Source organism: Klebsiella oxytoca NBRC 105695, assembly GCF_001598695.1.
GTDB classification, from domain to species: domain Bacteria; phylum Pseudomonadota; class Gammaproteobacteria; order Enterobacterales; family Enterobacteriaceae; genus Klebsiella; species Klebsiella oxytoca.
Genome location: NZ_BCZK01000011.1, coordinates 190080 through 202931, shown reverse-complemented (window position 1 = coordinate 202931; position 12852 = coordinate 190080). Strand labels below are relative to the sequence as shown.

Below are 12852 nucleotides of genomic sequence, written 5' to 3'. Positions count from 1 at the left end.
CGTTCTTCCTAACAAACTCTCTTACAACCGAGAGAAATCATTGAAAAGTGCAAGCCCCATTAACAGCACCAGCAATATTGAGCCAATGCGATAACTAAAGTCTTGAACTCGCTCGGATACCGGTCCGCCTTTCAGCTTTTCAATCGCCAAAAACAGCAGATGTCCCCCGTCAAGAACGGGAAGCGGGAACAGGTTGATTATTCCGAGGTTCACGCTGATGAGCGCAAGAAACATCAGATAATAAATCAGCCCAAACTCCGCTGACATCCCAGCCCCCTGGGCGATAGAAATCGGCCCGCTGAGGTTGTTCAGTTTGACATCACCGGTTATCAATTTGCCCAGCATCTTGACCGTTAACGACATCAGCTGCCAGGTTTTATCCGTGGCTTCAGCGATGGCGGCAAACGGCCCGTACTGACGCACTGTCTTATATTCATCAGGCAGCGGGATGACCTTAGGTACGACCCCTGCAAACCCCTCAGCTTTACCTTTGGTAGACTTCGTATCCGGCGTCAAGGTTACCGACAGGGGGCTACCCTGCCGCTCGATGTCCAGAACTAACGCCTTACCCGGATTATCACGCACCAGATTAACAAACGTCATCCACTGCGTTAACGGTTGACCATCGACTTTAACGATCCTGTCGCCCGCTTGCAAACCCGCCTTCTGCGCCGCCGAGTTAGATTGTACTTCAGCCAGAACGGTATCAATCTGCGCGCTGCGGGGCTGAATGCCTAACGAAGCAACCGGATCTTGTTTATCCGGCTCAAACGCCCAACGCTGCAGATCGAGGATTTTATCCTGGCGTTGATTGGTCCCGAAAGGGGCGACGGTAACTATTGTTTGCCGATCGCCAATCTTTGCCACCAGCGCCATACGTACTGCATCCCAATCAGGCGTTTCGATGCCATCTATCGCTTTAAGTTCCATTCCTTTTGCAATTTGTGCTTGCGCGGCAATAGAGTCAGGAGCGATATCGGCAACGACTGGTCGCACGCCGGGAACACCGATGATAAAGACCAGCCACCAGGCAAAAATGGCAAAAAGGAAGTTGGCAATCGGCCCTGCGGCAATTACCGCGGCACGCTGACCCACGGTTTTGTTGTTGAACGCGCAGTGGCGCATCTCGGGCGCCACCGGCTCAACGCGCTCATCGAGCATTTTGACATAACCGCCCAATGGGATAAGGGCGATAATAAATTCCGTTCCCTGCTTATCAAAACGGCGCCACAGCGCTTTGCCAAAGCCAATAGAAAAACGCTCAACGCGGATACCGCAGCGGCGAGCTACCCAGAAATGGCCAAATTCATGGACGGTGATCAGCACGCCCAACGCAATAATAAAAGCAGCCAAATTCCAGAGAACGCTCAGCATAAAACCTTCCGTCAAATCGTCCTGAAAACCAACAAGAGTAGACAAGCAAACACAGGTACCGCAGCCGTCAGGCTATCGATACGATCGAGGATACCGCCGTGTCCGGGAATCAGATTTCCGCTATCTTTGATGCCAGCTTCGCGTTTAAACATGCTTTCGGTCAGATCGCCCAGTACCGAGGCCAGGGCCGCCACAACCGAACACACCAGCAGGACCGTCGGCGTCACGTCCAGATGGGCCCACCAGCCGTAAGCCCAGGAGATAACCGCAGCCGTTAACAGCCCGCCGAAAAAACCCTGCCAGGTTTTACCCGGAGAAACCTTCGGCGCCAGCTTATGCTTACCGAACATTTTCCCGAACATATAGGCGCCGGAATCAGCGCCCCAGACCAGAATCATCACGTAAAGTAACCACAGCGCACCGCTGTAATGATCGTCGGCGTAATGCCACGCTCGCAGCGCCAGCATGCCCCAAAAAAACGGGACAATGGTCAGGATGCCGAATATCAGACGGAGCGTTTTTGAATTGCGCCAGAAGGCCGCAGAAGCGGGGTAAGTCAGAACCAGAAGCAGCGCGACTATCCACCAGCCGAATGATGCCCACAGCGCTCCCTCAACCAGCGGTTGATGAACGTCATAATGGTATTCCGGCATCAGGAATAGCATCAGCGCCAGCAGCAGACCGCAAAGCACCGACAGCCAGACTCGCTGCGTCGTTGAAGTGAAACCGCTAAATTGCCCCCACTCCCACGCGGCGAGCATACAGACTACCAGCGTGACGATGGCAAAGCCCGCAGGCGGCAATAGAAAAAGCGCCGCAATAACGACGGGGATTAAGACGAAAGCAGAAATCAGGCGATACTTCAGCAAAAGTGACCCCCATCAGGCATTGCTGCCACCCGGCTCAGTGCCGCCGAAACGACGCTCTCGATTAACAAAGGCATGGAGTGCACCTTCAAAGTCCTGTTCAGCGAAATCGGGCCAAAGAACATCCGTAAAGTAAAGTTCGGCATAGGCAATTTGCCAAATCAAAAAGTTACTAATGCGGTGCTCTCCCCCGGTCCTAATAACTAAATCTACGGGAGCCAGTTCATGCATGCACACCTGCTGGCTCAGCATCTCTTCCGTGATTTGTTCGGGCTGGAGTAACCCGTCTTGTACCTGTTTGGCCAGATGACGAACGCCCTGAACGATATCCCAGCGGCCGCCGTAATTGGCGGCAATGTTCAGAGTCAAACCGGTGTTGTTCTCAGTAAGCGCTTCCGCTTTGCGAATACGTTCCTGTAAACGCGCATTGAATCGCGTGGTCTCGCCGATGATACGCAGGCGCACATTGTGCCTGTGCAGACTTTTTACTTCGCTATCCAGTGCCCAGACAAACAGCTCCATCAGCGCGCTGACTTCCTGCGCCGGGCGATTCCAGTTTTCACTGCTGAACGCGTATAACGTCAACGCTTCAATACCATTATTAGCCGCGAATGAGACGGCGCGACGAACAGACTTCGCGCCGGCTTTATGGCCAAAGGCGCGGATTTTTCCTTGCCGTTTAGCCCAGCGACCGTTGCCGTCCATAATAATGGCGACATGACGACAGCCATGCGCAGGCAACATTTCGCTGACAGTTTGATTAGCAGACAACATAACGCGTTTTAAGTCCATAATAAGGATTAGCTAAGCTACTAAACACGGGCCACCGGTCAGCGCTGGATACGCATTTTTATCCGGTGCCGGAGCTACGGCCAATCGCAGAGAACAACCAAAAGCTTTACGCAAAAAAGCCGTGTCTTGCCACGGCCACCGTAATCTTTCACACCAAAATGCAACGATCGGATGGCGCAGACTATATCACCGAAGCCATGCGCCCACAAATATCACAACGAGTATCAGAATTTGCGCTGCGCCGCTAGCAGCCGACCTGCGCTTGCCCGGGCCATAGCGTCAATAGCCAGTACTTCATCAATACTTTGCGGTTCATTTAGCGTCTGTTGATCCAAGACCGACTGATTGATTGCCGCAATATCGGTAAAGCGAATATCACCGTTGAGGAATGCCGCGACCGAGACTTCGTTTGCCGCATTCAGCGCGGTTGTCGCCGCCTGCCCCACATCAAACGCGTCCATTGCCAGCTTCAGGCAGGGATAACGCGCATAGTCCGGCGCGGAGAAGCTCAGGTTGCTCAGTTGACAAAAATCCAACGGTTTTGCTCCTGAGTTGAGACGCTTTGGCCAGCCCATCGTATGGGCGATCGGCGTCCGCATATCCGGCTCGCCGAGCTGCGCCAGCACGCTGCCATCCTGATAGCGCACCATCGAATGAATCACCGATTGCGGATGAATCAGAACTTCCATCTGCTGCGCAGATGCATTAAACAACCAGCGGGCTTCGATATACTCCAGCCCCTTGTTCATCATGGTGGCGGAGTCGACAGAAATCTTGCGCCCCATGGACCAGTTTGGATGCTTACATGCCCGATCGGGGGTCATCGCCGCCAGTTCCGAAATCGCCGTTTCGCGGAAAGGACCACCGGAGCCCGTTAGCAGAATCGACGACACGCCGTTTTGGGTTAAATCAGCGTACCCCAGATCCTGTTGAACTGTTTCCGGCATACTCTGAAAAATCGCATTGTGCTCGCTATCTACCGGTAACAAACGCGCTCCGTATCTCTGCACGGCCTCCATAAACAGACGGCCGCAGGTCACCAGCGACTCTTTGTTCGCCAGCAGCACCGTTTTACTCGCGCGAATAGCTGAAAGCGTCGGTACCAGGCCCGCTGCGCCGACAATCGCCGCCATGACCTGGTCAACGTCGTCGAGCGCTGCCACTTCCGCGGCAGCCTGCTGGCCGCTCATGACCTCAGTCCGGCTACCCTGCTCGCGCAGTTTTGACCGCAGCAGTTCAGCGCTGCGCGCATCATCCATTACCGCGTAACGAGGGGTGAATTCCAGACATTGTTCAACCATACGGTCGACATTTTTCCCGGCGACCAGCGCAGTGACAGAAAAACTATCTGGATTATGGCGCACCACGTCCAGCGTGCTGCAGCCGATAGAACCGGTCGAACCGAGAACGGTTAATTGCTTCATGAGGCGTCCAGAAAAGGTAGACAGGATTAAAAGCAAAACGCCGCCAGCAAACCCTTGTGCATCAATGATCGGATGGCAGAGCGGAGGCGCAGCGCCTTTGACATGGTGCCAAAGGCTACAAGGCCAGCCGTCTGAACGCAATCCCGAAAATTGAGCGTACGGTCTCCTGTACGGCGTTTCAGATTTTACGCAGGTCGATAGTCAGACCCGCGTGTCGGCAGAGAATCAGAACTGCATCAGTTCCGCTTCTTTATCCGCCAGCGCCGCATCAACTTTTTTGATAGCAGCATCAGTCATTTTCTGCACATCTTCCTGAGAACGGCGATCGTCATCTTCGCTGATCTCTTTCTCTTTCAGCAGTGCTTTTACTTTGTCGTTGGCATCGCGACGAACGTTACGTACGGCAACGCGCGCCTGTTCAGCTTCACCACGCACGATTTTGGTCAGATCTTTACGACGTTCTTCGGTCAGCGGCGGCAGCGGAACGCGGATATCGCTTCCCGCGGAGCTTGGGTTCAGACCGAGGTCGGAAGCCATAATCGCTTTTTCAACGGCCGGGCTCATAGAGCGATCGAAAACGTTGATCTTCAGCGTGCGGGAGTCTTCTACCGTTACGCTAGCCAGCTGGCGCAGCGGGGTCGGCGTGCCGTAGTATTCCACGATAATGCCATCCAGCAGGCTGGGAGAAGCACGACCCGTGCGTATTTTGCTGATTTGGGTTTTGAACGCTTCGACGCATTTCTCCATGCGTACTTCAGCATCTTTTCTGATATCGCTAATCACGTTACGAATCCTTGAAAACTTGTCTCAGACAGACCAGACGGTCGCCCACTGCAAAAGTGAGCTAAGTATAGTCATGTTTATGCTCAGCGTCCTTCAGGCTGAGGAATCAGCCGCAGCATTCCGTCCACCGAGCATGTTGAAAACCATCGGGTCAAAAACCCGAAAAAGTAAGGCCGAATATTACCCGTATTTGGCGCCGACGGGAATTACTCCGTAATTAATGTGCCTTCTTTTTCGCCCATCACCACGCGACGCAGCGCGCCAGGCTTATTCATATTGAATACGCGAATCGGCAATTTGTGGTCGCGGGCCAGGGTAAAGGCAGCAAGATCCATCACTTTCAGCTCTTTATCCAGCACTTCGCTGTAGGTCAGCTGATCGTACATGGTTGCAGAAGGATCCTTGGCCGGATCGGCGGTAAAGACCCCGTCGACTTTGGTCGCTTTCAGCACCACATCGGCTTCAATTTCAATACCGCGCAGGCAGGCAGCGGAATCGGTAGTAAAGAATGGGTTACCGGTACCCGCGGAAAGAATCACTACGCGGTTGTTACGCAGCAGGCTAATTGCTTCTGCCCAGCTGTAGTTATCACACACGCCATTCAGCGGAATCGCTGACATCAGGCGGGCGTTCACATAGGCGCGATGAAGTGCATCACGCATTGCAAGGCCGTTCATGACCGTTGCCAGCATGCCCATGTGGTCGCCCACAACGCGGTTCATACCTGCTTTCGCCAGACCAGCACCACGGAAAAGGTTACCGCCACCAATCACTACGCCAACCTGAATACCCAGCTCAACCAGTTCTTTAATTTCCTGAGCCATGCGGTCAAGTATGCTCGCATCAATACCGAAGCCTTCTGAGCCTTGCAGAGCTTCGCCACTTAACTTAAGCAGAATACGTTTGTAGACGGGTTTTGCATTGGTAGCCATGTTTCTTTCCTGAGACTGTCAACGAATGAGATGAGTTAATTCCGGCGACATTGTACGTCGCTTTTCAGCGTGCCCACTATAGCGGTTGGCTGAATTTACACATTAGGCGCAAAAAGAAGCCGCCCTCAGGCGGCTCCTTTTGAAAATTAAGACTGCTTGGACATCGCAGCAACTTCTGCTGCAAAGTCAGTCTCAACTTTCTCAATGCCTTCGCCCACTTCAAAGCGGATGAAGCCAGTCACGTCAGCGTTATGCTCTTTCAGCAGCTGAGCAACAGATTTGCTCGGATCCATAACGAACGGCTGACCGGTCAGAGAAACTTCGCCGGTGAATTTCTTCATGCGGCCTTCAACCATTTTCTCTGCGATTTCTTTCGGCTTGCCAGACTGCATGGCGATATCCAGCTGAACCTGGTACTCTTTTTCTACCACTTCAGCGGAAACGTCTTCCGGCTTAACGAATTCAGGCTTGCTTGCAGCGATGTGCATAGCCAGCTGTTTAACCAGCTCTTCGCTCGCGCCTTTAGCAGCAACCAGAACACCGATACGCGCGCCGTGCTGGTAAGAACCCAGTACTTCGCCTTCCAGGGAAGACACGCGACGGATGTTGATGTTCTCACCGATTTTAGCAACCAGCGCAACGCGTTCTTCTTCGAACTGTGCTTTCAGAACTTCAACGTCGGTGATTTTGCCAGCAACTGCAGCATCCAGAACTTTGTTAGCAAATGCCTGGAAGCCACCATCTTTAGCAACGAAGTCAGTCTGGCAGTTAACTTCCAGAATGATGCCGTAGGTGCCATCGATTTTGGTAATGATGACGCCGTCAGCTGCAACGTTGCCTGCTTTTTTCGCTGCTTTAATAGCACCGGATTTACGCATGTTTTCGATTGCCAGCTCGATGTCGCCGTTCGCTTCAGTCAGCGCTTTTTTGCAATCCATCATGCCTGCGCCAGTACGCTCGCGCAGCTCTTTTACCAGGGATGCGGTAATTTCAGCCATTCTTTAATCCTCGGGAGATGTGATCTGCCCGGTTCCAGGAACCAGACAGATTTGAAAGTGAAAAAGGGGCCGCTAAGAGGCCCCTATTTATACACGGTACTAAATAAGGGTATGCCTTATTATTCAGCTTCTACGAAGCTTTCTTCCGCCTGAGAAGCCAGATCCTGAGAACGGCCTTCACGAACGGTAGCAGCAACAGCGCTCAGGTACAGGCTAACTGCACGGATTGCGTCGTCGTTACCCGGGATAACGAAGTCAACGCCGTCCGGATCGGAGTTAGTATCAACGATAGCAAATACCGGAATACCCAGGTTGTTTGCTTCTTTGATTGCGATGTGCTCGTGGTCAGCGTCGATAACGAACAGCGCGTCCGGCAGGCCGCCCATGTCTTTGATACCGCCCAGGCTGTTTTCCAGCTTGTCCAGCTCACGAGTGCGCATCAGCGCTTCTTTCTTGGTCAGCTTGTCGAAAGTACCGTCCTGGGACTGAGTTTCCAGGTCTTTCAGACGTTTGATAGACTGACGAACGGTTTTCCAGTTAGTCAGCATACCGCCCAGCCAGCGATGGTTCACGAAGAACTGGTCGCAGCTGTTAGCAGCGTCTTTTACCGCTTCGCTTGCAGCGCGCTTAGTACCAACGAAAAGGATTTTACCTTTACGAGAAGAGATCTTGTTCAGTTCAGCCAGCGCTTCGTTGAACATCGGTACAGTTTTCTCAAGGTTGATGATGTGAACTTTGTTACGCGCGCCGAAGATGAAAGGCTTCATTTTCGGGTTCCAGTAACGGGTCTGGTGACCAAAGTGAACACCAGCCTTGAGCATGTCGCGCATGGAAACAGTTGCCATGTTTAAAACCTCTATAGATAAAAGTTGGGGTTATGCCTCCACGTATCCCATATTACCGACCCCAAAGGGCACCCCGGAATATGTGCCGATACGTGTGTGTTGTTACACAAAGTGAGATTTGTCGCTTCAGTCCATCTTGTGTATCTGAGAATGGAACAGAAGTCCGGCGCGCTTTATATCACAAAACAGGACCGGACACCAACTGTTGTTGACGTCGCGTGCTGTTAATGATTCTCAATTTGGCAGCAGGACGCCCGGACTGTTAACATTGTTCAGACATAATCTATTATTGTCGAAAAAATCGACACTGCTGGACACAATCCATGGCTATTTCTATCAAGACATCTGAAGACATCGAAAAAATGCGCGTTGCCGGCCGCCTGGCCGCTGAAGTGCTGGAAATGATCGAGCCCTACGTGAAACCGGGCGTCAGCACCGGCGAACTGGACCGCATCTGCAACGATTACATCGTTAACGAGCAAAAAGCCGTTTCTGCCTGCCTGGGCTACCACGGTTTTCCCAAATCCGTCTGCATCTCTATTAATGAAGTGGTGTGCCACGGGATCCCGGACGACGGCAAGCTGCTGAAAGATGGCGATATCGTCAACATTGACGTCACCGTCATTAAAGATGATTTCCACGGCGATACGTCAAAGATGTTTATCGTCGGCAAGCCGACTATTCTTGGCGAGCGCCTGTGCCGCATTACCCAGGAAAGCCTCTATCTGGCCCTCAAAATGGTCAAACCGGGAATCAATCTGCGCACCATCGGCGCAGCTATTCAGAAATACGTTGAAGCCGAAGGTTTCTCCGTGGTGCGCGAGTATTGCGGACACGGTATCGGCCGCGGTTTTCATGAAGAGCCGCAGGTGTTGCACTACGATTCTCCGGAAACCAACGTGGTGCTCAAGCCAGGCATGACCTTTACCATTGAGCCGATGGTCAACGCCGGCAAAAAAGAGATCCGCAGCATGAAAGACGGCTGGACGGTAAAAACCAAAGACCGGAGCTTGTCTGCGCAGTATGAGCATACTATTGTGGTGACAGACAACGGCTGTGAAATACTGACGTTACGCAAGGATGACACCATCCCGGCGATAATCTCGCACAACGATTGATGAAAAGCCGGCGCCAGCCGGCTTTTTTATGACGAGCACCCTAAGGGCCGCCGCAAGCGACGTTAAAAATCGCTCCCGGCGATTTTTTATGGGCGATAGTTTTTTCTTATGGTGGCGCGATGAGCAACTCTTTATCTGATACTGTCTCCCCTTCCCTGGCCGGACAGCCCGCTAATCCGGGCCGCTGGCCGCAGAGTGATTTCAACTGCGCGGCTATCAAGGCGCATATCGACGCTTTCCAGCGCTGGCTGGGCGAGGCTTTTGACCAGGGCATCGTCGCAGAGAAGTTGATTGAGGCGCGGACCGAATTTATCGATCAGCTGCTCCAGCGGCTGTGGATTGAGTACGGTTTCGGGTCAATTAACGACATCGCGCTGGTCGCCGTCGGCGGTTACGGTCGCGGCGAACTCCACCCGCTGTCAGATATCGATCTGCTTATCCTGAGTCGTAAAAAGCTGCCCGATGAGCAGGCCCAGAAGGTCGGCGAGCTGCTGACGCTGCTGTGGGATATTAAACTGGAAGTTGGCCACAGCGTGCGCACCCTCGAAGAGTGCCTGCTTGAGGGGCTATCAGACCTCAGCGTCGCCACCAACTTGATCGAATCGCGTCTGCTTATAGGCGACGTCGCGCTGTTCCTTGAACTGCAAAAACACATCTTCAGCGACGGCTTCTGGCCATCGGAAAAATTCTTTGCGGCAAAAGTTGAAGAACAGAATGTCCGCCATCAGCGCTATCACGGAACCAGCTATAACCTGGAGCCGGATGTGAAAAGCAGCCCCGGCGGCCTGCGCGATATTCATACTCTGCAGTGGATCGCGCGCCGCCATTTCGGCGCCACCTCGCTTGATGAAATGGTCGGTTTCGGCTTCCTGACCGAAGCCGAGCGCAACGAGCTTAATGAATGCCTGCATCAGCTGTGGCGGATTCGTTTTGCGCTTCATCTTGAGCTCAACCGCTACGATAACCGCCTGCTGTTCGACAGGCAATTCAGCGTCGCCCGTCGCCTGCGCTATGAAGGCGAAGGCAACCAGCCGATCGAACATATGATGAAGGATTTCTTCCGCGTCACTCGTCGGGTCAGCGAGCTGAACCAAATGCTGATCCAGCTGTTTGAAGAAGCGATTCTGGCGCTCACCGAAGATGAGAAACCGCGGCCGATTGATGATGATTTTCAACTGCGCGGCACGCTTATCGATCTGCGCGACGACACGCTGTTCATCCGCGAACCGCAGGCGATTCTGCGCATGTTCTTTATGATGGTGCGCAACAGCAGCATCACCGGTATCTACTCCACCACGCTTCGCCATCTGCGCCACGCCCGGCGCCATCTGACGCAACCGCTTTGCTATATTCCCGAAGCGCGGACCCTGTTCCTCAGTATGCTGCGCCATCAGGGCGCGGTTAGCCGGGGACTGCTGCCGATGCACCGCCATAGCGTGCTGTGGGCCTATATGCCGCAATGGTCGCATATTGTTGGTCAGATGCAGTTTGACCTGTTTCACGCCTATACCGTCGATGAACACACTATCCGCGTACTGCTCAAGCTGGAGAGCTTCGCCAAAGAAGAGATCCGCAGCCGTCACCCGCTGTGCGTTGAGCTGTGGCCGCGCCTGACGCATCCGGAGCTGATCTTTATCGCCGCCCTCTTCCACGATATCGCCAAAGGGCGCGGCGGCGACCATTCAATTCTCGGCGCGCAGGATGTGTTGAAATTCGCCGAGCTCCACGGTCTTAACTCTCGCGAAACCCAACTGGTCGCCTGGCTGGTGCGCCATCATCTGCTGATGTCGGTCACCGCCCAGCGCCGCGATATCCAGGATCCGGAAGTGATCAAGCAGTTTGCCGAAGAGGTACAGACGGAGAATCGTCTGCACTATCTGGTCTGCCTGACCGTTGCCGATATCTGCGCCACCAACGAAAACCTGTGGAATAGCTGGAAGCAAAGCCTGCTGCGCGAGCTCTATTTCGCCACCGAAAAGCAGCTGCGTCGGGGAATGCAAAATACGCCGGATATGCGCGAGCGGGTGCGTCACCACCAGCTACAGGCGCTGGCGCTGCTGCGAATGGAAAATATTAATGAACAGGCGCTGCATCAAATATGGAACCGCTGTCGCGCAAACTACTTCGTGCGCCATACGCCAAACCAGCTCGCCTGGCATGCGCGCAATCTGCTGCAGCACGATCTTAGTAAGCCGATGATCCTGCTCAGTTCCCACGCCTCGCGCGGCGGCACCGAGATTTTTATCTGGAGTCCGGACCGCCCTTATCTCTTCGCCGCCGTTTGCGGCGAGCTGGATCGACGTAATCTTAGCGTTCACGATGCGCAGATCTTTACTACCCGCGACGGTATGGCGATGGATACCTTTATTGTTCTTGAGCCGGACGGAAGTCCGCTTTCCGCCGACAGGCACGAAATGATCCGCGTGGGCCTGGAACAGACCATCACCCAGCGCAGCTGGCAGCCGCCGGCTCCCCGCCGTCAGGCGGCAAAACTGAGGCATTTCTCCGTCCCAACGGAGGTTAATTTCCTGCCGACGCATACCGACCGCAAATCTTTTCTGGAACTGATTGCTCTCGATCAGCCGGGTCTGTTAGCGCGCGTTGGTCAGGTGTTTGCCGACCTCGGAATTTCGCTCCACGGCGCGCGAATTACGACAATTGGTGAGCGAGTAGAAGATTTATTTATAATCGCCACCGCAGACCGGCGTGCCCTTAATAATGAGCTGCAGCAAGAAGTGCAACAACGGTTGACAGAGGCCCTCAATCCAAACGATAAAGGGTAACGTATTTTTTTTAGTAAATGGAAAGAGTAAACAATGCAGCAATTACAGAACGTTATTGAGTCCGCCTTTGAGCGTCGCGCCGACATCACGCCGGCAAACGTGGATACCGTAACCCGCGAAGCGGTTAACCAGGTGATTTCTCTGCTTGATTCCGGCGCGCTGCGTGTCGCTGAAAAAGTCGACGGCCAGTGGGTCACCCATCAATGGCTGAAGAAAGCGGTTCTGCTCTCTTTCCGTATTAACGATAACCAGGTTATCGATGGTGCGGAGAGCCGCTACTTCGATAAAGTCCCAATGAAGTTCGCGGATTATGATGAAGCGCGCTTTCAGAAAGAAGGCTTCCGCGTCGTTCCGCCAGCGGCCGTTCGCCAGGGGGCGTTTATCGCTCGCAACACGGTTCTGATGCCGTCCTATGTGAACATCGGCGCATACGTTGACGAAGGTACCATGGTTGATACCTGGGCGACCGTCGGCTCCTGCGCGCAGATCGGTAAAAACGTTCACCTGTCCGGCGGCGTCGGCATCGGCGGCGTGCTGGAGCCGCTGCAGGCTAACCCTACTATTATCGAAGATAACTGCTTTATCGGCGCGCGTTCTGAAGTGGTTGAAGGCGTGATCGTTGAAGAGGGTTCCGTGATCTCCATGGGCGTCTATCTCGGCCAGAGCACCAAAATCTACGATCGCGAAACCGGTGAAGTGTTCTACGGCCGCGTGCCGGCAGGCTCCGTTGTCGTCTCCGGCAACCTGCCGTCGAAAGATGGCAAGTACAGCCTGTACTGCGCGGTCATCGTGAAGAAAGTTGATGCCAAAACCCGCGGCAAGGTCGGAATCAACGAACTTCTGCGTACTATCGACTAAGCAGTATAAAAAGCGGGAGGCATCCCGCTTTTTTTATATATTGAGCTGGCGAAGATGGATTTTTTCGTTAATTATTCAA

General features: G+C 53.6%; 11 protein-coding genes. 3 read left to right on the top strand and 8 right to left on the bottom strand.

Features of this window, described 5'->3' with window-relative positions; translation table 11 throughout:
- Window positions 1-21: 21 nt before the first annotated feature.
- The 8 genes from rseP to rpsB all read right to left on the bottom strand — a co-directional run bounded on the left by rseP (window position 22) and on the right by rpsB (window position 8014).
- Complete coding sequence (gene rseP / locus KO1_RS19345; protein ID WP_004107932.1) at window positions 22-1374, bottom strand: sigma E protease regulator RseP; 1353 nt, start codon at window positions 1372-1374, stop codon at window positions 22-24.
- Between the two features lie 11 nt (window positions 1375-1385).
- Complete coding sequence (cdsA, locus tag KO1_RS19340; RefSeq protein WP_004107933.1) at window positions 1386-2243, bottom strand: phosphatidate cytidylyltransferase; 858 nt, start codon at window positions 2241-2243, stop codon at window positions 1386-1388.
- A gap of 12 nt (window positions 2244-2255) precedes the next feature.
- On the bottom strand, window positions 2256-3014 hold the full coding sequence (gene ispU, locus KO1_RS19335) for a (2E,6E)-farnesyl-diphosphate-specific ditrans,polycis-undecaprenyl-diphosphate synthase (RefSeq protein WP_004107935.1): 759 nt from the start codon (window positions 3012-3014) through the stop codon (window positions 2256-2258).
- A 242-nt stretch (window positions 3015-3256) separates the two neighbouring features.
- On the bottom strand, window positions 3257-4456 hold the full coding sequence (gene ispC / locus KO1_RS19330; RefSeq protein WP_016807402.1) for a 1-deoxy-D-xylulose-5-phosphate reductoisomerase: 1200 nt from the start codon (window positions 4454-4456) through the stop codon (window positions 3257-3259).
- 225 nt (window positions 4457-4681) lie between these two features.
- Window positions 4682-5239 (bottom strand): ribosome recycling factor, encoded by a 558-nt coding sequence (frr, locus tag KO1_RS19325; RefSeq protein WP_004107940.1) that lies wholly within the window; start codon window positions 5237-5239, stop codon window positions 4682-4684.
- Between the two features lie 206 nt (window positions 5240-5445).
- Complete coding sequence (pyrH, locus tag KO1_RS19320; protein WP_004098747.1) at window positions 5446-6171, bottom strand: UMP kinase; 726 nt, start codon at window positions 6169-6171, stop codon at window positions 5446-5448.
- 146 nt (window positions 6172-6317) lie between these two features.
- Complete coding sequence (tsf, locus tag KO1_RS19315; RefSeq protein WP_004098746.1) at window positions 6318-7169, bottom strand: translation elongation factor Ts; 852 nt, start codon at window positions 7167-7169, stop codon at window positions 6318-6320.
- 119 nt (window positions 7170-7288) lie between these two features.
- The gene (gene rpsB, locus KO1_RS19310; RefSeq protein WP_003856207.1) at window positions 7289-8014 is read right to left on the bottom strand and encodes a 30S ribosomal protein S2; all 726 of its coding nucleotides are present in this window, start codon (window positions 8012-8014) and stop codon (window positions 7289-7291) included.
- A 323-nt stretch (window positions 8015-8337) separates the two neighbouring features.
- Here rpsB and map point away from each other — a divergent pair, with 323 nt between their 5' ends.
- The 3 genes from map to dapD all read left to right on the top strand — a co-directional run bounded on the left by map (window position 8338) and on the right by dapD (window position 12773).
- Complete coding sequence (map, locus tag KO1_RS19305) at window positions 8338-9132, top strand: type I methionyl aminopeptidase (RefSeq protein ID WP_004107944.1); 795 nt, start codon at window positions 8338-8340, stop codon at window positions 9130-9132.
- Window positions 9133-9251: 119 nt separating this feature from the next.
- Window positions 9252-11915 (top strand): bifunctional uridylyltransferase/uridylyl-removing protein GlnD, encoded by a 2664-nt coding sequence (gene glnD, locus KO1_RS19300; protein ID WP_004107946.1) that lies wholly within the window; start codon window positions 9252-9254, stop codon window positions 11913-11915.
- Window positions 11916-11948: 33 nt separating this feature from the next.
- A complete protein-coding gene (dapD, locus tag KO1_RS19295) occupies window positions 11949-12773 on the top strand; it encodes a 2,3,4,5-tetrahydropyridine-2,6-dicarboxylate N-succinyltransferase (RefSeq protein ID WP_004107948.1) in 825 nt (274 codons plus the stop codon).
- Window positions 12774-12852: the final 79 nt, after the last annotated feature.

What these genes read in the sequence shown, in the direction of transcription:
- rseP (WP_004107932.1), bottom strand. Translation starts at nt 1,374, where the DNA reads ATGCTGAGCGTTCTCTGGAATTTGGCTGCTTTTATTATTGCGTTGGGC.
- ispU (WP_004107935.1), bottom strand. Translation starts at nt 3,014, where the DNA reads ATGTTGTCTGCTAATCAAACTGTCAGCGAAATGTTGCCTGCGCATGGC.
- ispC (WP_016807402.1), bottom strand. Translation starts at nt 4,456, where the DNA reads ATGAAGCAATTAACCGTTCTCGGTTCGACCGGTTCTATCGGCTGCAGC.
- pyrH (WP_004098747.1), bottom strand. Translation starts at nt 6,171, where the DNA reads ATGGCTACCAATGCAAAACCCGTCTACAAACGTATTCTGCTTAAGTTA.
- tsf (WP_004098746.1), bottom strand. Translation starts at nt 7,169, where the DNA reads ATGGCTGAAATTACCGCATCCCTGGTAAAAGAGCTGCGCGAGCGTACT.
- rpsB (WP_003856207.1), bottom strand. Translation starts at nt 8,014, where the DNA reads ATGGCAACTGTTTCCATGCGCGACATGCTCAAGGCTGGTGTTCACTTT.
- map (WP_004107944.1), top strand. Translation starts at nt 8,338, where the DNA reads ATGGCTATTTCTATCAAGACATCTGAAGACATCGAAAAAATGCGCGTT.
- glnD (WP_004107946.1), top strand. Translation starts at nt 9,252, where the DNA reads ATGAGCAACTCTTTATCTGATACTGTCTCCCCTTCCCTGGCCGGACAG.
- dapD (WP_004107948.1), top strand. Translation starts at nt 11,949, where the DNA reads ATGCAGCAATTACAGAACGTTATTGAGTCCGCCTTTGAGCGTCGCGCC.